Origin of the sequence: Bradyrhizobium sp. CCGUVB14 (assembly GCF_024199935.1) — a bacterium.
Classification (GTDB): Bacteria; Pseudomonadota; Alphaproteobacteria; order Rhizobiales; family Xanthobacteraceae; genus Bradyrhizobium.
The window spans coordinates 6,440,882-6,459,610 of sequence record NZ_JANADS010000001.1; the positions used below are offsets into that span (position 1 = coordinate 6,440,882).

The following is an 18,729-nucleotide window of genomic DNA, read 5'->3' on the forward strand; positions in this document are numbered from 1 at the left end:
GCGCCTGGTGCTTCATTCGTAGGCTGCCGGGTCGCCGGAATCGGTTGGGTTGGCCAGCGCCCGCTTGAGGGCGGCGCTCATCGGAAATTTCAGGTTGAGGCCATACGGCGGGATCGGTGAATTGAAATATTTGTCGTAGAGCGCCGCAATCTGTCCGTTCTTCATCAGGTCGATCACGGCTTCGTCGACCACCTTCTTGAAGGCAGGATCATCCTTGGGTTCGACGATGCCGTAAGGCGCCATCTCGAGACCCTTGCTGCCGATCACGAAGTCATCCGGCGTCCTTGATGTGGCGACCGTGGCATAAGCGAGACCGTCGTCGTTGGCGGTGCCGGCCGCACGGCCCGACGACAGCATCAGGAAGGTCTCGGCGGTGTCCTTGGCCGGAACCACCGAGATGCCGAGATTGTTCTTGGCGTTGATCAGCGTAATCACCTTGAAGGTCTGGCCGCCGGCCTGGGCGGCGATGGCCTTGCCGCGAAACGACGCGGGATCATTGACATCGACGCCGCCATCCTTGCGCGCGACGAGGACCACCTGCGCAACGAAGATGGTGGGAGAAAAAGCGGCGAGCTTGTGCCGCTCGATATTGTTGGTGGTGTTGCCGCATTCCAGATCGATCGTGCCGTTGGCTAGCAGCTGAATGCGCGTCGCCGAGGTGATGGGTTGATAGCGGATCTCGAGCTTGGGGAGCTTGAGGGCCGTCTTGATCGCCTGCACCACCTGTTCACAGATTTCCACGGTGTAGCCGATCGGCTTCTGGTTGCCATCGAGATAAGCGAAGGGCACCGAGGTCTCGGGATACCCCAGCGTGATCGAGCCGGTCTCACGGATCTTGTCGAGCCTGCCCGCACCCTGCGCCATGGCCTCGCCGGAAAGAACAAAAGCAGCGACGGCCGCCGCGGCGAGCGCCTTGATCGTTATCGCTTTCATCTCGTCCCCTTCTTCCGCCGATGTCCGTGATGCCGTCCACGGTAGCCAACGAAAGGACGGCCCGGCGCGAACGGCTTCATGCTCTGGACTATCGTCCAAAAGCCCGATCTGATGAAATTCCAGTTTCACACTCTCCTATACGGATTTGATATGGCCACCAGACGGATGGGCTTGAAGCATGTGGAGGCCTTCCGGGCGGTCTTCGTGACGGGATCGATGACGCAGGCAGCTCAGCGCATGCATACCTCGCAACCCCAGATCAGCCGCCTGATCGGGCAGCTGGAAGCGATCACGCAATTCCCGCTGTTCGACCGCAGTGGCGGCCGCCTCCGCCCGACCGTGGACGGATCGCGCTTTTTCCAGGAGGTCGAGAAAACCTTCATTGGCCTCGCCGGACTGGAGGCCAGCGCAGCCAGCATCCGTTCGTTCGGCATGGGTCGGCTAAGCGTTGCGGCGATGCCGCGCCTGGCCGGCGGCCTGCTGACGCGCATCGCGGCGCGTTTCAAGATGGACTATCCGCATGTGATGATCTCGATCCGGTCCGGCACGGCGAGCGCCGTGCACGACTGGATCAGCTCCGGGCTCTGCGACATCGGATTGGCCATGCTCTACGACGAGGTTGCGGGAGTCCATGTCGAATCGGTGCTCAGGACACGTTGCGTCGCAATCATGCCGAAAGCACATCGTCTTGCGCAGAAGAAGACGCTGCGCCCTGCCGACTTCGCCGATGAGGCCTTCATCTCCTTCGCCACGGGGAGTCCGCTCTACGATCGCATCGATGCGATCTTCGCGCAGGCCGGCGTTGCACGCCGCATTGTTGCCGAGACCGATCTGGGCGCATCGGTCTGTGCCCTGGTCGCAGCCGGCCTCGGCGTCAGCATCATCAACCCGATTGCCGCACACGACGAAAGCTCGGGCGCGGCTCTGGTCACGCGCCCCTTCAACCCTATCGTCCCCGTGACGATCGCGCTGCTCCATCCACCTCATGCCGCACCCGGCCGGTTGATTGATGCCTTCGGCGAATATGCCCGCAAGGTCATGGGCGCGGAGTTGGGCTATCTCGAGCGGTAGGCGACCGGCGCAATTCCGCTCAGCTGCACAGTTTCTGCTTCTGCAGGATGCGACGCACTTCAGCCATCTTGGCGCGGCACGGCTCGGCCGCCATGGCCTTCGCCTCGCTGGTTCGTCCCTGTGCCAGCAGCAACACCGCCATCAGGCTCTGCGCGCCGGAGCGCACCGGCCCGCCCGCGACATCCGAGGCGGCGAGCGACATGGCGGTTCGCGCTTCGGTCTCGGCGGAGTTGAAGCTGGCTTTTTCCAGGTAGGCGATCGCGCGGAACAGATGAGCCCGCGGGTCCTTCGGATAGCGGGTCACGAGATCGAGCGACCGGCTCGCCATCTCTTCAGCATTCGTCGGCGCTTCCGACGCGCGGATGTAGTGCAAGGCATCGGCCATGTAGGATGAATAATGCATGGCGGCAAAGCCGGCGCAGACCAGGGACACCGCCAATCCTGCGAACAACGTCATGCCGGCGCTCCGCGGCAGGCTGTCATAGGACCAGAAGGCGAGCCACGGCGTGATCGCAAGCGCGGCGCCGGCCAGCGCACCGCCCGCATGAGCATAGTAGTTGACATTGCCTGAGGCACCGAAGGCCAGCGGCAGCAGCGCGGGAATGCCGAAGAACAGCGACGTCTTCAGTCGCGAGATTGTTTGCGCGGCGTCCGCCTCCGGATCGAAGCTCGATACGAACAGCGCGGCGATGAGCCCGGTAATGGCGCCGGACGCACCGACGCCCACCGCGACGGCGGGGCCATTGCCCAGCAACGAGCCGATTTCGCCGGCGACTGCGCTGGCGACGAAGATCAGCGAAAACCAGCCACGGCCGATGAGGCTCTCCAGCCTGACGCCGACGATGAACAGCGCAACGCAATTGCCGACGAGGTGCCACTGGCTGCCATGCAGAAGCGGCGCAAGGCCGATGCGCCACCATTCCCCTCGTCCGACGACCAGATCGTAGCCGGATGCGCCCTGAGCGATCAGCGAGCGGACATCGAGTGAGCCGTCCTTGGCAATGTCGATGGCCAGACTGCGTTGCAGCGCATAGACGAGCAGCAGAACGAAAATCAGGCCAATGGTGAGGAAAGGGATATCGGCCAGAAGCTTGTTGTCGCGAAACAGCGAGCCCTCATCGGACGAGGGCTGAGTGTCGTCGCGCTCGACCGCCGGGGCGATCGGCGCGGCGGGTTGAAACGATCGACCTGGAGCTGGCGCTACAACGCCGCGTCGGCCAAAAGTGGTCGCCATGAATGCATCTCTCGCGTTCTCACAGCCTTGAGTTGACGCGAGGAATGTTTTCGACGGGTTAGCGCAAGCCCTGCGGGCGGCAGGAACCTTCCGACTGGTAACGGCCCGGTTTCCTGGATCGCGGGCTTTTTAGGGATTGCCTGGAGCCTTTCATGCGGACGCCATAGCTCGGATGGAGCGCAGCGCAATCCGGGACCAGCTTCGCCGCGGAGAGACTTTCGCGGATTTCGCTTCGCTCCATCCAGGCTACGCGCTGTCATCGCGAGCTTCTCGCAACGACGTGGAGAGAGTGGCCTACGCCTTCAGCTCCACCGTCTTGAACTCCGCCGGCAGGATCACTTCCAGCAGTTCGACGTCATCGGAGTAATCCAAAATCATGTGCTTGATCTTCGGCGGCTGGGTCCAGGCGCTGCCTTCTTTCATCAGGGTCTCGCCCTGCCCGTCCATGTAGGTCTTCACCCAGCCCTTGAGCACGTAGACCATCTGGAAGTCGACATCGTGGAAGTGGAGCTTCGAAACCTCGGCAGGATCGCAAGGACCCTGCAGGCGGATCACGTGGGCTTGCGCGAGGCCGTGGCTGGCCGCGGCGATGCCGAGGTCGCGATACTTGGCGTAGGCGCGCAGGCCGTCGGCTTTGAAATCTTCCTCGCGGTGATGGCTGATGGCGATGCGCTGCCTTGGGCGGGCGGGTTTCTTCGTCGCGGACGTTTTCGCTGAAGTCTTGGCGGTGGTCGTGCGCGCCTTCGACTTCACGGCCTTGCGTGCGGAGGAACGCGCGGCGGCCTTGGCACCGCTTCGCTTCTTCACAGCGGTCTGGGCTGCACTGCGAGATTTTGTTTTCTTGGTTGTTGTCTTGGCCATGGGCCGGCCTCCCCTGTTGTTATGGGAAGAGGCTAACACGGAAACAGGTCTCGTAGGGTGGGCAAAGCGGAGCGTGCCCACGTTCTGAGTGTGATCGGAAAGAGATCGTGGGGCACGGCGCGCGCAGAGCGCGCCTTTGCCCACCCTACGAGAGCGGTGCTCGCCGCGAGACCTGGGCCCTATCTCAATTCAATCGGAACACGCCGTCCACGGCGCGCAGCTCGGCCGGCTTGATCAGCTTGGAATGCGCCACCGTCACCGAATGCAGCGGGCCGTCGAGTTTCTCGGTCCAGAACGCGAGGAAGTCGGTCAGCGCCGGGAATTTCGGAAACATGTCGTAGTTCTGCCAGACGTAAGTCTGGAGCAGCGACGGGTGATCCGGCATCCGGTAAAGAATCTGGGCCGTCGTCAGCCCGTAGCCCAGCATCTGTTTCCGGAAGTCCTCGGAAACGCCCCCAACCCGCAATCCCATGCCAACCTCCTTTGCAGGAGCGCATTCAGGGGGCGGCTTGCCGGTACGCTGCTTACGAGCCACCCGGTGGAGATGCGCTCACATGAGAGAAATGTGACGCAAACTGATAATCCATCTCAAGCCCAAAAGTTTAACAAGCTGTTGAAATTCAATGCTTTAGCAGCAGAGACAGCTCCGTGCTAATACGGCCCCGGCACGTCCCCAAGCTCGGTTAACGATGGTAAAGAGATTTTGGCAGGCGGGCCTTCAGAGTGCCGAATTTTCTGCTAGAAGCCCTTGCCCCCGCAAAATTCCTGTCCTATTTCAGCCTCGCCTGTGCTAGCACTCGCGGGCACAGACTGCTAATGCCAAAAAATCCTTAACTCGTGCAAATGCTTAGGAGAGCTGCATGAAATTCCGTCCGCTTCACGACCGCGTCGTGGTCAAGCGTATCGACGCAGAAGAGAAGACCGCCGGCGGCATCATCATCCCCGACACTGCCAAGGAAAAGCCCTCGCAGGGTGAAGTCGTCGCCGTTGGCCCCGGTGGCCGCGACGAGGCTGGCAAGCTGATCCCGATCGACCTGAAGGTCGGCGACCGCGTGCTGTTCGGCAAGTGGTCCGGCACCGAAGTGAAGATCGACGGCGTCGATCTCTTGATCATGAAGGAAAGCGACATCATGGGCGTCCTCGACGTCCCCGCTTCCAAGAAGAAGGCGGCCTAACAGCCCCTCTCTCCCACCCGTCATTCATTATCCAAGGAAAAACTCCAGATGGCAGCCAAAGAAGTCAAATTCTCGGTTGAAGCGCGCGACAAGATGCTGCGCGGCGTCGACGTTCTCGCCAACGCGGTGAAGGTCACGCTCGGTCCGAAGGGCCGCAACGTCGTGCTCGACAAGTCGTTCGGCGCTCCCCGCATCACCAAGGACGGCGTCACCGTCGCCAAGGAGATCGAGCTCGAGGACAAGTTCGAGAACATGGGCGCGCAGATGGTGCGCGAAGTCGCCTCCAAGTCCGCTGACGCGGCCGGCGACGGCACCACCACCGCCACCGTGCTGGCCCAGGCGATCGTGAAGGAAGGCGCCAAGTCGGTTGCCGCCGGCATGAACCCGATGGACCTCAAGCGCGGTATCGACCTCGCGGTCGAGGCCGTGGTTGCGGACCTGCAGAAGAACTCCAAGAAGGTCACCTCGAACGACGAGATCGCCCAGGTCGGCACCATCTCGGCGAACGGCGACCAGGAGATCGGCAAGTTCCTCTCCGACGCCATGAAGAAGGTCGGCAACGAGGGTGTCATCACCGTCGAGGAAGCCAAGTCGCTCGAGACCGAACTCGACGTCGTCGAGGGCATGCAGTTCGACCGCGGCTACATCTCGCCCTACTTCGTCACCAACGCCGACAAGATGCGCGTTGAGATGGACGACGCCTACATCCTCATCAACGAGAAGAAGCTCTCCTCGCTGAACGAGCTGCTGCCGCTGCTCGAGGCCGTGGTGCAGAGCGGCAAGCCGCTGGTCATCGTCGCGGAAGACGTCGAAGGCGAAGCGCTCGCGACCCTGGTCGTGAACCGTCTGCGCGGTGGTCTGAAGGTTGCGGCCGTCAAGGCTCCGGGCTTCGGCGATCGCCGCAAGGCCATGCTGCAGGACATCGCGATCCTGACCGGCGGCCAGGCGATCTCGGAAGATCTCGGCATCAAGCTCGAGAACGTCACGCTCAACATGCTCGGTCGCGCCAAGAAGGTGATGATCGACAAGGAGAACACCACGATCGTCAACGGCGCCGGCAAGAAGGCCGACATCGAGGCGCGCGTGGCCCAGATCAAGGCGCAGATCGAGGAAACCACCTCGGACTACGACCGTGAGAAGCTCCAGGAGCGTCTCGCCAAGCTCGCTGGCGGCGTCGCGGTGATCCGCGTCGGCGGCGCGACCGAGGTCGAGGTGAAGGAGCGCAAGGATCGCGTTGATGACGCGATGCATGCGACCCGCGCGGCTGTCGAGGAAGGCATCGTCCCGGGCGGCGGCGTCGCCCTGCTCCGTGCTTCCGAGCAGCTCAAGGGCCTGCGCACCAAGAACGACGACCAGAAGACCGGCGTCGAGATCGTTCGCAAGGCTTTGTCGGCTCCCGCTCGCCAGATCGCGATCAACGCCGGTGAAGACGGCTCGGTGATCGTCGGCAAGATCCTGGAGAACAAGACCTACGCTTACGGCTTCGACTCCCAGACCGGCGAGTACGTCAACCTCGTCACCAAGGGCATCATCGACCCGACCAAGGTGGTCCGTACCGCAATCCAGAACGCAGCTTCGGTTGCCGCGCTCCTGATCACCACGGAAGCCATGGTCGCCGAGCTGCCCAAGAAGGGCGGCGCCGGTCCGGCGATGCCCCCGGGCGGCGGCATGGGCGGCATGGACTTCTAAGCGACGAAGTCGTCCCGGACGCGGCGCAGCGCGAAGCGGTGCACCGCAGATCCGGGATCTCGCTCCAAAAAATATGAAACCCCGGCAGCAATGCCGGGGTTTTTGTTTGTGGGGATCGTCATTCCGGGGCGCGCCCGCTTGGGCGCGAGCCCGTGACGAGACGAGAGACGCGGCGCCTCACCCCACCTTCCCCATCCGATCCGGGCGCAGCTCGCCTCGGGAATCGAGCGACCAGAAGATCCGCGTCACCTTGCCGACGAGATTATCCATCGGCACGAATCCCATTGCACCCATCGCACGGCTGTCGGTGGAGTTGTCGCGGTTATCGCCGAGCACGAAGACATGGCCGGGCGGCACCGTGACGACATTGGTGTTGTCGTAATAGCCGTTGTCGATGCAGTCATAGGTGACGTAGTTCGCGTCGTTCGGCAGCACCTCGCGCCAGCGCTTGATCTTGGCACCGGCCTCCAACCCGCAAGCAGCCCCGCCTGCGGCAAAATCCTTCAGCGCGACACGAATCACCGGCTTGTCGTTGAGGACGAGTTGCCCCTGTCGCATCTGGATGCGGTCGCCGGGCAGACCCACCACGCGCTTGACGTAGTCGACAGAAATGTCCTTCGGGTTGCGAAACACCACGATGTCGCCGTAGCGGGGCTCCGCGGCAAGGAAGCGGCCCGAGATCCATGACGGCGAGAAGGGAAACGAATAGCGGTCGTAGCCATAGGCATATTTGGCGGCGAAGACGTAGTCGCCGACCACCAGCGTCGGCATCATCGAGCCGGACGGAATGTTGAACGGCTGATACAGGAAGATGCGAAACAGGAACGGCGGCGACCACAACACGGGGACGAGCAGGATCAGGATGACGATCGCCTTCCATTCGCTGGATTTTGCCCGCGGCCGGATGGTGTTCTCAAGAGTGGTCATCGCCTGCCTGCCCAACGAGGTCGCGTGGAGAGACTAGCGCAATCGATAGCGCGAGCAATCCCGATGCGTTCGATCATGTTGGTCGCGGTGGCGCCGGCACACGTTCAACGCATCAATGCGACGGATGGATGAAGGGCCGCCCGTGGGCGGCCCTTCGGTTTCACGCGCTCTCGGGCGCCTTCAGGCGCACGAGCCGGGTCAGGAGAGCATCGAGGCCCTCACCGTTGCCGGCGTGGAGATCGATGCGGCCGACCTTCTCGACCAGCCGCTCCAGCGACTCCAGCTCCTTGAGCCGAAGCAGCAGGGGGTTCTCCTCCATCAGGCGGGCGGTGTTCAGGAGCGAACGCGTCGCCGCGGTCTCCTCCTGCCGGCGGATCAGGTTCGCCTTCGCGACCCGCTCCGCCTCCACCACCTTGTTTACCAGCTCCCGGATCTCGCCGGGCAGGATCACGTCCTTGACGCCGAGCTCGGTGACCTCGACACCGGACTCCGCGACGCGTGCACGCACATAGTCGCGCAGCTCCGCATCCAGCGCCGCCTTCGCAGACAGCACCTCGTCCAGCGTCCGGCCCGCAACCGCCTCGCGGATCGCGAACTGCACCAACCGGTACAGCCACGCATCCACGTCGGGCACGGTCGCCACCGTGCGCTCGGGGTCGACCACCCGGCGGAACGCCGTCAGCGTCACCCGCAGCGCGATGCGATCCTTGGTCAGCATCTCCTGCGCGGTGATCTCGACCGCCTGGGGCCGCAGGTCGAGGCGCTTCACCTCGATCTTGCGACCGACGGTCCAGAACGCGTGCCGGCCAGGCGCGAGCCGCTCGACGAGCCGGCCCTCGACGTAGAGCAGGCCCGCCTCGTGGTTCTCGACCACCGTCTCGGACGACACGGCCGAACGGTTGCGCTCGATCATGCTCAGGTGGCGCGCGTCGATCTTGGGATCGCTGGACACATCGATGCGCTCGACATCGATGCGGGTCGCGACCTTCCAGTAGACGCGCACCTGCCAGGGCGTCATCAGATGCACGGGCCGGCCGTCGAGGCTGACGATGGCGATCTCGTCAGCCCGCGTCTCGACCGCCTCGAACAGTTCGGCGGCAAGATCAGGACGCGCGGCCTTCAGCACCGCGTAGCGATCCGTGGGGAATTCGGTCCCCACGACGTTGTACACGGTGGCCGTCAGCTCGTTGCGCCAATCGATCAGGCGATGCCGACCAGGCGCGAGCACCCGCTCGAGCTGGCCGTTTCGCGTGAGTAGCGCGCGCTCACCGTCCTTGACGGTGACAGTGGTCGTCAGCAAATGCCAGGTCATGGCACGCCTCCTTGGTTTGCGCCCGGCCGGATGCCGGACAACACGTTTCGTTTGCAAAGGATGTGAGGACGCGGACGACGCTTCCTGCAGAGATCGGCGGGCCGTGGCTTGAGCTTGCAAGATGACGGGCGCACGCGCGCGATCACTCGACAAAAGCCGAGTGTTCGTGCGGAGCCACCCGGCATCGGCGCAAGCGGTATCTACCCGCGGCGCAAAGCCGGTCTCACAGTGTCGTTGTTCGGACGAAAGCCTTTTGGGCAATGCGGCCGGACGGCGACTGAAGCGCGCGTCCGGTCCCCTTCAGAGGAATCAGCTTTTCAGGCTGAAACGGAGCGCTGGAGCGGGATTCGAACCCGCGTCACGATGATTAACAGTCATCTGCTCTACCAAACTGAGCTATCCTTTGTGCAAGAGACCGGAATCGAACCAATGCCTCCGGGTTTCACCCCGACGCTCTCCATGAGCTACGTCCTGCGTTTGCTCTTCATTCGGCGGAACACGAAACCGCAGAGCGGCTCGCGCCAGCCGGGATCTCAACGAGCCCGGGCACATGGCCTAGCGAAGGAGCGCGCTAATAAACGAAGCACGTTCGGGTTGCAAGGGGGCGGTGCAGGATTTTTCGTCGTGCGCCTTCCGCTGTGACGCAATCGTCACACCGCAGCAACGCCTCAACTGCGCGACATGTCCTGGAAACACGCCCTCACCCAGTCGATCGTCACGCGCGTTGCGGCGTCGCGCTTGAGGTGATTTTGCACGAGCAACCAGACGTCGCGCCGTTTCGGCAGCAGCGTCGCGCGCAGGCGACGATCGCCGAGCAGATCCGCGCAAACATACTCCGGCAGCACGCCGGCAGCCTGATACGAGCGGATCAGGCTGCGGATGACGCGGACGTTGTCGGTGACGCAGCGCGCGCGTGCTTGCTTCGTGCGCAGGAATTGCATCTCGGGGATCGCACCGAGCTCGTCGGGATAGGCGCACAGCACCGGCTCGCCCTCGCTCGCAACAGGTTCGAAATAATAGATGCGGGTCTCGCCGAGTTTTGAGATCGCGAAGTCGCCCTTGTCGGGCTTGCGCAGCCGGATGGCGAGATCGGCCTCCCAGCGCGAGAACCTGACGTTCTCGCTCGAGGTGAGGAATTGCAGCGTCAGGCCGGGATTGTTGCGCAGGAAGTCACTCGCGCGCGGCGACAACACCTCTTCGGCCACCGTGTTGGTGGAGGCGATGCGCAGGCGTCCCACCGGACCGGCCAGACTTGCACCGACGCGACCGATCTCGGCGGCATGGGCGGCCATCGCCTCGACATGCGCCAGCACCGCCTCGCACTGCCGCGTCGGCCTGCGAACGCCGTCGGCAGCCTCGAACAGACGCAAACCGAGCGCGCGCTCGATGCGCGCCAACCTGCGTCCGACCGTCGTCTCGTCGATGCGCAGCCGCGCGCTGGCCCCGGCATAGGTGCCCTCGTCCCTGACGGCAGCGATGATGCGAAGATCGTCCCAGTTCATCGATCGAGGCTATACCGGCCGGCGGCAGCCTGCAATATCGCAGCCACCCGCTGCAATATCCCTGCATATCGGCAGGCGTTACCGGGGCTATCCTTTGCGCGTTTCTGTCCCGGAGATTTCCAGACCATGACGACCGCAAAGACCCTGCTGCAGCTCGCCGGTGCCGATCTCAACCCGCCGCGTCTCGGCGACGCCGCGCTGGTGCTGATCGACATCCAGAACGAATATCTCGCAGGTCCCCTCGCCTTGCCCGACGCCAAGCCCGCGATCGCGCGGGCGGCTGCGCTGCTGGCGCGGGCGCGCGAGGCAAACGCGGCGATCATCCATATCGCGCATCGCGGCAAGGCCGGCAGCCTGTTCGATCGCGGCGCCGACCGCGGCGCCATCGTCGCAGAGCTGGCACCTCGCGCCGGCGAGCTGGTGATCGAGAAGGAGTTGCCGAATGCGTTTGCCGGCACCGATTTGCAGGCGCGCCTTGCCGCAACCGACAGGAAGAACATCGTACTGGCCGGCTTCATGACGCATATGTGCGTCAGCTCCACCGCGCGCGCCGCGCTGGACCTCGGCTTTCGCACGACGATCGACGCCGACGCCTGCGCCACGCGCGACCTTCCCGACGGCCGCGGCGGCACGCTGGACGCCCGAACCATCCACGAGGTCGCACTCGCCGAGCTATCCGACCGCTTCGCGATCATCGCGCGCGGCGATGCGCTGAAATAGCGGGGCAACACGATGCTGCAGCTGTATTTCTCGCCGATGGCCTGCTCGCTTGCGAGCCGCATTGCGCTGATGGAAGCCGGCCTCGATGCGCACTATCATCTGGTGCATCTCGGAACCAAGAAAGTCGCGGACGACGACGGTGATTTCCGCGGCATCTCGTCGAAGGGCGCAGTGCCGGTCCTGGTGCTGGAGAACGGCGAGCGGCTGACCGAGAGCGCGGCGGTGCTGCAATACATCGCCGACCTGAATCCTGAGCGCGGCCTTGCGCCGCGGCCGGGAGATGCGGATCGCTACCGGTTGCAGGAATGGCTGAGCTTCATCGGTACGGAGATCCACAAGGCGTTCCTGTTTCCGACCTTTTGGTACAAGGACGAGGGCTCGCTCGCCAAGCCGCGCGCGAGGATCGGACAGACATTGTCGGTGCCGGCGGCCTATCTTGCAGACCGTGAATTCCTCGTGGGTCAACGCTTCACAGTTGCGGATGCCCATCTCACCTGGGCTTTGCTGCTGCTCCGTGCCGCAGGTGTCGACGTCGCGCAATGGCCGTCGTTGACTGCCTATCTCGAACGCATGCAGGCGCGGCCGACTGTGAGAGAAGCAGTCGCGACCGAGATGGCGCTGCGCAAGACCATGGTAGCCAGCTCGGCGTGACGGGATGTCACGACCGCCAGATCTGACGGTTCCATAGCGGCGAAGCCATTGATGCCGGCGCGGCATGCGCTAATCTGGGAGATATTTTTGATATTTCCCAGGAAGGCATTCATGCGTGCTGCTTCTGGAATTTTACGTCGAATTTCCCTGACTCTTCTCGCCCTCTGGCTGAGCTTTGTCCCCGCGTCGGCGGACAGGCGCGTTGCACTGGTGATCGGCAACGGCGCCTATGTGAGCACGGCGCAGCTTGCCAACCCGTCGCACGATGCGGAGGACGTCGCGGCCTCGCTCAGGCGCAGCGGCTTCGAGGTCCTGCAAGGCATCGACCTGCGCCAGGCCGACATGCAGGACCTGACCATCCGCTTCGCGCGCGCCGCAAGCCAAGCCGACGTCGCCCTGTTCTATTACAGCGGCCATGCGATGCAGTACAACGGCGTCAACTATCTAATGCCGGTCGACGCCGTGCTGGCCGATGAAGCGGACCTCAAGCGCTTCGTGCGGGTCGACGACATCGTGAACGATCTGCAGCAGGCCAAGAACCTGCGCATCCTCGTGCTCGATTCCTGCCGCGACAATCCGCTCGCCGAAAACCTCAAACGTTCCGCGACGCGCGCCGCCTCGATCGGACGCGGTCTGTCGAAAGTCGAAGCGCCGCGCGGCACGATCGTGTCGTTCTCGACCCAGTCCGGGCAGACCGCTGCGGACGGCAGCGGTCGCAACAGCCCCTATACGACTGCGTTCCTGAAGCATATCGAGGAGCCGCAGGAGATCGGCGACGTCTTTCGCGATATCAGCAGCGACGTCTATGATTCCAGCGGCAAGACGCAGCTCCCCGAGCTCTCGCTCTCGATCATCGGAAAATTCTATCTGAACGGGCCGGTGTCGGTCACGGTCGCGCCGGCTGCGCCGAAGGCCGATCCCTGCGCCTCCGCCGAGGCGCACTGGAAGGCGGCCGACAGCATCGGCACGGCCGCTGCCTTCGAGGATCATCTTGCGCGGTTCTCGAATTGCAGCTTCGCCAGTCTCGCCAAGGGAAGGATCGAAACCCTGAAGCAGAAGGTGGTGCTGGCGCCGGCAGCCGGCGACAGCAAGACGTTCGACGGCAAGTGGGACGTCACCATAAGTTGCACGAACTCCGGCAAAGCGCTCGGCTACACCCGATCCCTGTCGGCCACTGTCACGAACGGCGCGCTCCATGCCGAGGATTCGGAGCCGCGCACGAACAACACGCTTGCGATCGACGGACAGATACCGGCTGACGGAAAGACGACGCTGAGCGCTCGGGGCATGACGGGACCGAGCGCCTATACTGTCAACAACGCCGTTCCCGGCTCGCCTTACGCGTACACGATCGACGCGCAATTCGAGCGCACCCGCGGCAGCGGAAAACGCAACGAACTGCGTCCGTGCAGTTTCACTTTCGTCAAACGCTGATCGTGCGATATCACGCACGAGCGGCGACGGCGATCGGCCTCGATCCCGTAGCAAGCTGACATCTCACAACGGGAACAAGATCATGACATCGCATGACGCTACGAAGATATTGGCCGGCAAGGTCGCGCTGGTGACCGGCGCAGGGCGCGGGCTCGGCCGCGCCTTTGCAGAGAAGCTCGCCGCGCTCGGCGCCGATGTCGCCATCCACGGCATGCGCGAGAACGGGCCGGCGGAATATGGCGAGGGCACGACGCTGACCGCAGTGGCCGCGGAGATCGGCCAGCAATTCGGCGTCCGCAGCCAGCGCGTGCTCGGCGATCTCACCAGGGGCGACGACATCGCGCGCGTGGTGGCCGAGACGGAAGGCGCGCTCGGACCGATCGACATCCTCGTGCACAATGCCGGCGGCGACATCGCAGCCGCGGGCGGCAAGCCCGATCCGAACGACGCGGTAAACATCAAGGAGGCCGATGTGCGCGCGGTGCTGGAGCGCAATCTGCTCTCGACCATCCTGACCTGCCAGGCGGTCGCGAAAGGCATGATGCAGCGGCGGCGTGGCCGCATCGTCACGCTCGGCTCGGTCGCCGCCTTCAAGGGACGCACCCAGGGTTCGATCTATGCGGTGTCGAAGGCCGGCGTGACCCACTACACGCGATGCCTGGCAGACCAGCTCCGCGAATACGACATCGCCGTCAACTGCATCGCGCCCGGCGACACCCGCACCGGCCGCTTTCTCGGCACCCGCGCGGTCGACCCCAACCGGATGGTCGAGACCGGCACGCTCGACCGCATCGCGACCGTCGACGAGGTCGCGCGCGTCGTCGAGTTCTTCGCAGGTCCGATGGGCGCCTTCGTTTCGGGCCAGGTGCTGCGGATCGACGGCGGCGGGCAGTGCTGGCCGGGCTGACAACGCAGAGCCATAAAAGAAAAGGGCCGCTGTAAGCGGCCCTTTTGTATTGCCTGGACTTGGCTGAGATCAGTCGACCCGCGCCAGCACCGCGAGCTTGCGGATGCCCTTATTGCGATAGGCGTCGAGGAACGCGTAATAGTCCTTGAACGACACGCAGCCGTTGGAGTCGCCGTTCGGCCCGAGCATGAAGGTGTGCGCAAGCAGACCGTCACGGCCGTAGATCGCGCTCTCACCGCCGATCGGGGTCAAACGCAGCGCCGGCACGCCGTGGAACAGCGCTTCGCGCGGCTTCAGATTGTAGATGTGCGGTGGCGTCACGCCGCGCATGCGGACCCGCGAGGAACGAGGATCGTCGAGATTGGAGCCGAGGCCGGAATGCGCCTCGAGCCTGGTGCCATCGGGCAGGTAAACCGTCTTGGCGGTGATGTCGTAGACCGCGGTGTCGCGCTCATAAGGCGCCGAACCGCCAAGCATCGGGTTCTGCTCCTTCGGCGCGATGGCCGAGGTCACGCTGGCATCGGCCGAGGCATAGGCGAGCAAGCCGCCGGACGGCTCACGCTTGCCCCAGAGCTTTTCCACCATCGATTGGCGCGGACCGGTGATCGACATCACCGCGGCCTTGGCGCGATCGGCAAAGGATTTTGGCTTGGCTTCAGGCGCCGGCACGATCTGGGCCGGATCCGCAGAAGCCAATTGCACCGGCGCTTCGGTGCGCTTGGCCTTCGCGGCGTCCGCGATCTTCTCGACGGCCTTGACCGGGCTCTTCAGGACTTCCGCGACCTTGGCGACGACGGTCGGCTTCGCCACGTCCTTGGCTTCGGCGACGTTCGTCGCAGGCACAGCGCTCGCCGCGTTGGACTCGACGCCCTGCGTCGCGGCCGCGGCAAAGCGCTCGTTGAACATTTCGCGTGAAATCGGCGCAGCCACCTGCAGCCTGTCGGGCAGCAGTGCAAAGGTTTCCCGGATGGCCTCGCCCGCCTCGCGCAACGCGACCCTGGGCTCACGCTTGATCACGGGCTCGTCGTAGCCGGAGCTGCCGACGGTCGGATAGACGCTGGCGGCGAAGATATTGTTGTAGACGGTCCAGCCGGCAAGCGCGACGCAGCCGATCACGGCCGCGCCAAGCACGTTTTGGGTGGTCATTTTCCGGGAAGACTTCCGATGGAAATTTTTCGGATTCCGTGCCGCGTAACTTTGCGCAGCGATACTCGTACTCATTCGCCTTGCGTCCAGGACGGTGTCACTCAGTCCCCCTTCGAAGTGCCGCTGGTCACGTTCCGGAACCAGCATTTCGCAGAGGGTCGGAGCGTCATTAAGGCGACTTTTAGTTAAATGCGGATTAAGTTCTGGCAGATGTAGGGCAGCCCGTTAACGCTGTGCCATTTCGAGAAAAAGGTCCGCAAAACTACGGACTTAAGCGAAACTGTTAACCATAATTCTCGGCCGGTTCGGCACCGTCAGAGGACGTCTCCGGCCCGCATCTCTAGACCCACCAACCAAGTCGTTTTCGTGGTCATCAATATCCGGAAGATAGCGGAGAAGCGTTGCGCGAGGCTGGTGCAGTCAAGTGCAGATGTCAGCAGAACGGCGGCAGCGGATCACAGAGATCACACATCACGCATCGCGCGACGATCGCTCACGCGGCACGGCGCCATGACTGAAAGTTGATCGCGCCGGTCTGGAAATTGCCGCAGCGCAAAAATAGCTAAACGACCCGGCACTTTTCAGCAGCCTCTACGCGTGATACGGTACCGTATCAACATCGCATTGGACTGTGCCGAGCACGCAAACGGAGGCTGGCATGAGAGGGTTTTCGCGCGCCGGGTTTTGCGCCCTGGCGTGGTCATTCGTGTTGATCGGATCTGCAACTGCACAGCCGGCCGCCAATGCGGGCTGCACGGCATCGGCGTCGGCCGCTGGGACTCAGACCTGGCGTTGCGACAACGGCATCACCATCGTTGCCGAAAACGGCGCCCGATTTGAACTAAACGACGCCAACCGCGACGGACATATTGACTCCGTGGAGTTGAGCAGCAAGGCGCTGCTGATCGAAGTGCCCAAGAAGCCGGGCGGCAATCCCTTCAAGGTGCTGACGCCGCAAGCCATCGCCGCCGTGCGGGGCACCAAATGGGCGGTCGATGTCGCCGAGGCCAAGACGTCGGTGTTCGTCGCCAACGGCCGGGTCGGCGTGACCCGCAGGGCGGCGCGTGGACGAGGCGTCGTGCTGGGAGTTGGCGAAGGCGTCGACGTGGAAGCGACCGGTCCGCTGACCGTCAAGACATGGGGCCAGCCGCGCGTCGACGCGCTGATGGCAAGACTCGGCCAATAAGACTGGGCCAGTAAGACTCGGCCAACAAAACTCGGTCGTCACGACCTGCTCAGGCAGGCCCGACAACAAAAAGAAGATTGCAGTACGGCGGCATGAAGAGACGCGTTCAAATTCTGGTGGCACTTGTCCTCGCCGCGCTGTGGGGCGCGGGCATCTATGCGGGCCACGCCAACGGTCACCTGCGTTTCCTCGATCGGCTCGAAGCCACGCTAACGGATTGGCGAACGCAGGTCCGCGGCGTGCAGGCTCCGCCCGATCTCGTCACCATCGTCGCCATCGACGACACCGTGGTGAAACGTGGCGGCAGCTATCCGCTGCCGCGCGCCGATCTCGCCCGCGTGGTCGACACCATCGTGCAGTTCAAGCCGAAGGTCGTCGCGATCGACCTGCTGCTGATCGACCGCAGTGCTGCGATCGGCGACGCCACGCTGGCCAACACGCTCGCCACCGGTCCCATGGTGCTCGCAGCAGCCGCGATCTTCCCGAGCGCGAGCGAGACCGTGGCACCCGCCAGCGCCGGGCCGCTCGCCGCCCTGCCCCAGGCCGAGCGCTTCCTGCTGCCGTTGCCGGCGTTCGCCGATCACGCCGATGTCGGCATCGTCAACGTCGCGACCGGGCAATCGGGCTCACCGCTCTCGGTGCCGATGCTGTTCCGGACGGACGACAAGGTCGAATTATCGTTTCCCCTGCGGGTCGCGAGCCGCGCGCTGGACAAGCCGCTGACGATCGCGCCCGATCATCTCATGCTCGGCGATCGCGCCGTGCCGACCGACGCCGACTTCGCGCTGCCGATCACTTATTACGGCCCGCGCCGCACCATCCGCACCGTGAGCGCACAGAGCATTTTCGACGGGACGCTCGACCGCAAGGCGATCGAGAACCGGATCGTCGTGATCGGTGCCGCCGTTGCCGGCGGCGGCGATTTCTTCCCGACGCCGTTCGATTCCCTCATGCCGGGCGTGGAGGTGATCTCGACCGCGATCACGCATCTCGTCGCCGGCGACAGCGTCGTGCGCGATCGCAAGGTTCACATCGCCGATGCGCTCATCGCGATCCTGCTGCCGATGCTGCTGGTGGGCCTGCTGGCCTGGCGACGCAGCGCGCTCGGCTTCGTGGCGGCGGCCGTGGTGATGATCGCCTGGGCCGGGCTCAATCTGTTCGCGTTCACGCACGGCATCTGGCTCGATGCCGCGACCACGCTCGCGGCCGCGGTGCCACCGGTTGCGGTGTTCATCGGCGTGCAATTGTGGGCAGGAGGCCGCCGCACGCAGTATCTCGCCGCCAAGAGCCGGTCGCTGGCGCAATTCCAGGCGCCGGCCGTGCAGGAGTGGCTGGCCCGCGATCCCAATTTCCTGGCGAAGCCCGTCCGGCAGGATGCGGCCATCGTCTTCATCGATCTTTCCGATTTCACGGCGTTGAGCCAGCGGATCGATCCGGACGAACTTCAGGACATCCTGCAAGTATTCCACGCGCTGATCGACCGGGCCGCGGTCGATTGCGGCGGCATGATCACCAGCTTCCTCGGCGATGGCGCCATGATCCTGTTCGGCCTGCCGGGCGCTATGCCGGATGACGCAGCGCGGGCGCTGAAATGTGCGATCGACCTGCATCGCGGCGTCGAGCGCTGGATCGCATCACTGCCGCCTGCGATCGGTGGCCGGCTCGGCTTCAAGATCGGGGCGCATTTCGGCCCGATCGTGGCATCGCGTCTCGGCGAGAGCCATCAGCACATCACCGCAAACGGCGACACCGTCAATCTCGCCAGCCGGCTGATGGAGGTCGCCGCGCAGAACGGTGCCCGGCTCGCGATGACCGACAAGCTGCTGGATGCCGCCGACTTTCACGGCGCGCCCGACGGGGTCTTGTCGGGCCCTCTGCTGACGCAGATTCGCGGCCGCTCCGGCGTCGTGACCGTCTGGTTCTGGCGCGACCAGGACAGGCCCAACCAGGCCGCGGCCAAAGCCGAGATGATCGACTGAGG

At 64.1% G+C, this 18,729-nt stretch carries 17 protein-coding genes and 2 tRNA genes; 9 read left to right on the forward strand and 10 right to left on the reverse strand.

Annotated features, from left to right (window positions below; all coding sequences use genetic code 11):
- Positions 1 to 12: 12 nt before the first annotated feature.
- Complete coding sequence (locus NLM32_RS30255) at positions 13 to 933, reverse strand: amino acid ABC transporter substrate-binding protein (protein ID WP_254132408.1); 921 nt, start codon at positions 931 to 933, stop codon at positions 13 to 15.
- A gap of 150 nt (positions 934 to 1,083) precedes the next feature.
- On the opposite strand from NLM32_RS30255, the gene NLM32_RS30260 reads away from it, so the two are divergent.
- On the forward strand, positions 1,084 to 2,004 hold the full coding sequence (locus tag NLM32_RS30260; RefSeq protein ID WP_254132409.1) for a LysR substrate-binding domain-containing protein: 921 nt from the start codon (positions 1,084 to 1,086) through the stop codon (positions 2,002 to 2,004).
- A gap of 19 nt (positions 2,005 to 2,023) precedes the next feature.
- On the opposite strand, the gene NLM32_RS30265 is transcribed toward NLM32_RS30260, so the two are convergent.
- From NLM32_RS30265 to NLM32_RS30275, 3 genes are all read right to left on the reverse strand, one after another.
- A complete protein-coding gene (locus NLM32_RS30265) occupies positions 2,024 to 3,238 on the reverse strand; it encodes a rhomboid family intramembrane serine protease (RefSeq protein ID WP_254132410.1) in 1,215 nt (404 codons plus the stop codon).
- 294 nt (positions 3,239 to 3,532) lie between these two features.
- Entirely contained in the window at positions 3,533 to 4,099 is a 567-nt protein-coding gene (locus NLM32_RS30270) for a cupin domain-containing protein (protein WP_254132411.1), read from the reverse strand.
- A 184-nt stretch (positions 4,100 to 4,283) separates the two neighbouring features.
- Positions 4,284 to 4,571, reverse strand: coding sequence for an usg protein (locus NLM32_RS30275; protein WP_254132412.1), 288 nt, complete (start codon positions 4,569 to 4,571; stop codon positions 4,284 to 4,286).
- A gap of 388 nt (positions 4,572 to 4,959) precedes the next feature.
- On the opposite strand from NLM32_RS30275, the gene NLM32_RS30280 reads away from it, so the two are divergent.
- Together NLM32_RS30280 and groL are read left to right on the forward strand one after the other, a co-directional pair.
- Positions 4,960 to 5,274 (forward strand): co-chaperone GroES, encoded by a 315-nt coding sequence (locus NLM32_RS30280; RefSeq protein WP_014494241.1) that lies wholly within the window; start codon positions 4,960 to 4,962, stop codon positions 5,272 to 5,274.
- Between the two features lie 48 nt (positions 5,275 to 5,322).
- Positions 5,323 to 6,963 (forward strand): chaperonin GroEL, encoded by a 1,641-nt coding sequence (gene groL / locus NLM32_RS30285; protein WP_254132413.1) that lies wholly within the window; start codon positions 5,323 to 5,325, stop codon positions 6,961 to 6,963.
- A gap of 177 nt (positions 6,964 to 7,140) precedes the next feature.
- Here groL and lepB read toward each other — a convergent pair whose 3' ends face one another.
- The 5 genes from lepB to NLM32_RS30310 form a co-directional block, all read right to left on the reverse strand.
- Positions 7,141 to 7,890 carry a signal peptidase I gene (lepB, locus tag NLM32_RS30290; protein WP_254132414.1) on the reverse strand — a complete coding sequence of 250 codons (750 nt, stop codon included), beginning with the start codon at positions 7,888 to 7,890 and terminating at the stop codon, positions 7,141 to 7,143.
- Between the two features lie 160 nt (positions 7,891 to 8,050).
- The gene (locus tag NLM32_RS30295; protein ID WP_254132415.1) at positions 8,051 to 9,202 is read right to left on the reverse strand and encodes a slipin family protein; all 1,152 of its coding nucleotides are present in this window, start codon (positions 9,200 to 9,202) and stop codon (positions 8,051 to 8,053) included.
- A gap of 336 nt (positions 9,203 to 9,538) precedes the next feature.
- A tRNA-Asn gene (locus NLM32_RS30300) sits at positions 9,539 to 9,604 on the reverse strand.
- 4 nt (positions 9,605 to 9,608) lie between these two features.
- Positions 9,609 to 9,677: transfer RNA gene (locus tag NLM32_RS30305), tRNA-Ser, on the reverse strand.
- A 193-nt stretch (positions 9,678 to 9,870) separates the two neighbouring features.
- The gene (locus NLM32_RS30310) at positions 9,871 to 10,704 is read right to left on the reverse strand and encodes a LysR family transcriptional regulator (protein WP_254132416.1); all 834 of its coding nucleotides are present in this window, start codon (positions 10,702 to 10,704) and stop codon (positions 9,871 to 9,873) included.
- 126 nt (positions 10,705 to 10,830) lie between these two features.
- On the opposite strand from NLM32_RS30310, the gene NLM32_RS30315 reads away from it, so the two are divergent.
- From NLM32_RS30315 to NLM32_RS30330, 4 genes are all read left to right on the forward strand, one after another.
- The gene (locus tag NLM32_RS30315; RefSeq protein WP_254132417.1) at positions 10,831 to 11,424 is read left to right on the forward strand and encodes a cysteine hydrolase family protein; all 594 of its coding nucleotides are present in this window, start codon (positions 10,831 to 10,833) and stop codon (positions 11,422 to 11,424) included.
- A 12-nt stretch (positions 11,425 to 11,436) separates the two neighbouring features.
- Complete coding sequence (locus tag NLM32_RS30320) at positions 11,437 to 12,075, forward strand: glutathione binding-like protein (RefSeq protein WP_254132418.1); 639 nt, start codon at positions 11,437 to 11,439, stop codon at positions 12,073 to 12,075.
- 111 nt (positions 12,076 to 12,186) lie between these two features.
- On the forward strand, positions 12,187 to 13,509 hold the full coding sequence (locus NLM32_RS30325) for a caspase family protein (RefSeq protein WP_254132419.1): 1,323 nt from the start codon (positions 12,187 to 12,189) through the stop codon (positions 13,507 to 13,509).
- An 82-nt stretch (positions 13,510 to 13,591) separates the two neighbouring features.
- Entirely contained in the window at positions 13,592 to 14,416 is an 825-nt protein-coding gene (locus tag NLM32_RS30330) for an SDR family NAD(P)-dependent oxidoreductase (protein WP_254132420.1), read from the forward strand.
- Positions 14,417 to 14,485: 69 nt separating this feature from the next.
- Here the strand turns inward: NLM32_RS30330 and NLM32_RS30335 are convergent, their stop codons facing one another.
- Complete coding sequence (locus NLM32_RS30335; protein WP_254132421.1) at positions 14,486 to 15,562, reverse strand: DUF2778 domain-containing protein; 1,077 nt, start codon at positions 15,560 to 15,562, stop codon at positions 14,486 to 14,488.
- Positions 15,563 to 16,220: 658 nt separating this feature from the next.
- Between NLM32_RS30335 and NLM32_RS30340 the strand changes: the two genes are divergently transcribed.
- Both NLM32_RS30340 and NLM32_RS30345 read left to right on the forward strand, forming a co-directional pair.
- Entirely contained in the window at positions 16,221 to 16,748 is a 528-nt protein-coding gene (locus tag NLM32_RS30340; RefSeq protein WP_254132422.1) for a FecR domain-containing protein, read from the forward strand.
- Positions 16,749 to 16,840: 92 nt separating this feature from the next.
- Positions 16,841 to 18,727 carry a CHASE2 domain-containing protein gene (locus NLM32_RS30345; protein ID WP_254132423.1) on the forward strand — a complete coding sequence of 629 codons (1,887 nt, stop codon included), beginning with the start codon at positions 16,841 to 16,843 and terminating at the stop codon, positions 18,725 to 18,727.
- Positions 18,728 to 18,729: the final 2 nt, after the last annotated feature.

Bases quoted from the DNA above. Each gene is read 5' to 3' on its own strand.
- lepB (WP_254132414.1), bottom strand. From the start codon at position 7,890: ATGACCACTCTTGAGAACACCATCCGGCCGCGGGCAAAATCCAGCGAA.
- NLM32_RS30260 (WP_254132409.1), top strand. From the start codon at position 1,084: ATGGCCACCAGACGGATGGGCTTGAAGCATGTGGAGGCCTTCCGGGCG.
- NLM32_RS30315 (WP_254132417.1), top strand. From the start codon at position 10,831: ATGACGACCGCAAAGACCCTGCTGCAGCTCGCCGGTGCCGATCTCAAC.
- NLM32_RS30320 (WP_254132418.1), top strand. From the start codon at position 11,437: ATGCTGCAGCTGTATTTCTCGCCGATGGCCTGCTCGCTTGCGAGCCGC.
- NLM32_RS30345 (WP_254132423.1), top strand. From the start codon at position 16,841: ATGAAGAGACGCGTTCAAATTCTGGTGGCACTTGTCCTCGCCGCGCTG.
- NLM32_RS30340 (WP_254132422.1), top strand. From the start codon at position 16,221: ATGAGAGGGTTTTCGCGCGCCGGGTTTTGCGCCCTGGCGTGGTCATTC.
- NLM32_RS30335 (WP_254132421.1), bottom strand. From the start codon at position 15,562: ATGACCACCCAAAACGTGCTTGGCGCGGCCGTGATCGGCTGCGTCGCG.
- NLM32_RS30330 (WP_254132420.1), top strand. From the start codon at position 13,592: ATGACATCGCATGACGCTACGAAGATATTGGCCGGCAAGGTCGCGCTG.
- NLM32_RS30280 (WP_014494241.1), top strand. From the start codon at position 4,960: ATGAAATTCCGTCCGCTTCACGACCGCGTCGTGGTCAAGCGTATCGAC.
- NLM32_RS30325 (WP_254132419.1), top strand. From the start codon at position 12,187: ATGCGTGCTGCTTCTGGAATTTTACGTCGAATTTCCCTGACTCTTCTC.
- NLM32_RS30265 (WP_254132410.1), bottom strand. From the start codon at position 3,238: ATGGCGACCACTTTTGGCCGACGCGGCGTTGTAGCGCCAGCTCCAGGT.
- NLM32_RS30275 (WP_254132412.1), bottom strand. From the start codon at position 4,571: ATGGGATTGCGGGTTGGGGGCGTTTCCGAGGACTTCCGGAAACAGATG.
- NLM32_RS30295 (WP_254132415.1), bottom strand. From the start codon at position 9,202: ATGACCTGGCATTTGCTGACGACCACTGTCACCGTCAAGGACGGTGAG.
- groL (WP_254132413.1), top strand. From the start codon at position 5,323: ATGGCAGCCAAAGAAGTCAAATTCTCGGTTGAAGCGCGCGACAAGATG.
- NLM32_RS30270 (WP_254132411.1), bottom strand. From the start codon at position 4,099: ATGGCCAAGACAACAACCAAGAAAACAAAATCTCGCAGTGCAGCCCAG.
- NLM32_RS30255 (WP_254132408.1), bottom strand. From the start codon at position 933: ATGAAAGCGATAACGATCAAGGCGCTCGCCGCGGCGGCCGTCGCTGCT.
- NLM32_RS30310 (WP_254132416.1), bottom strand. From the start codon at position 10,704: ATGAACTGGGACGATCTTCGCATCATCGCTGCCGTCAGGGACGAGGGC.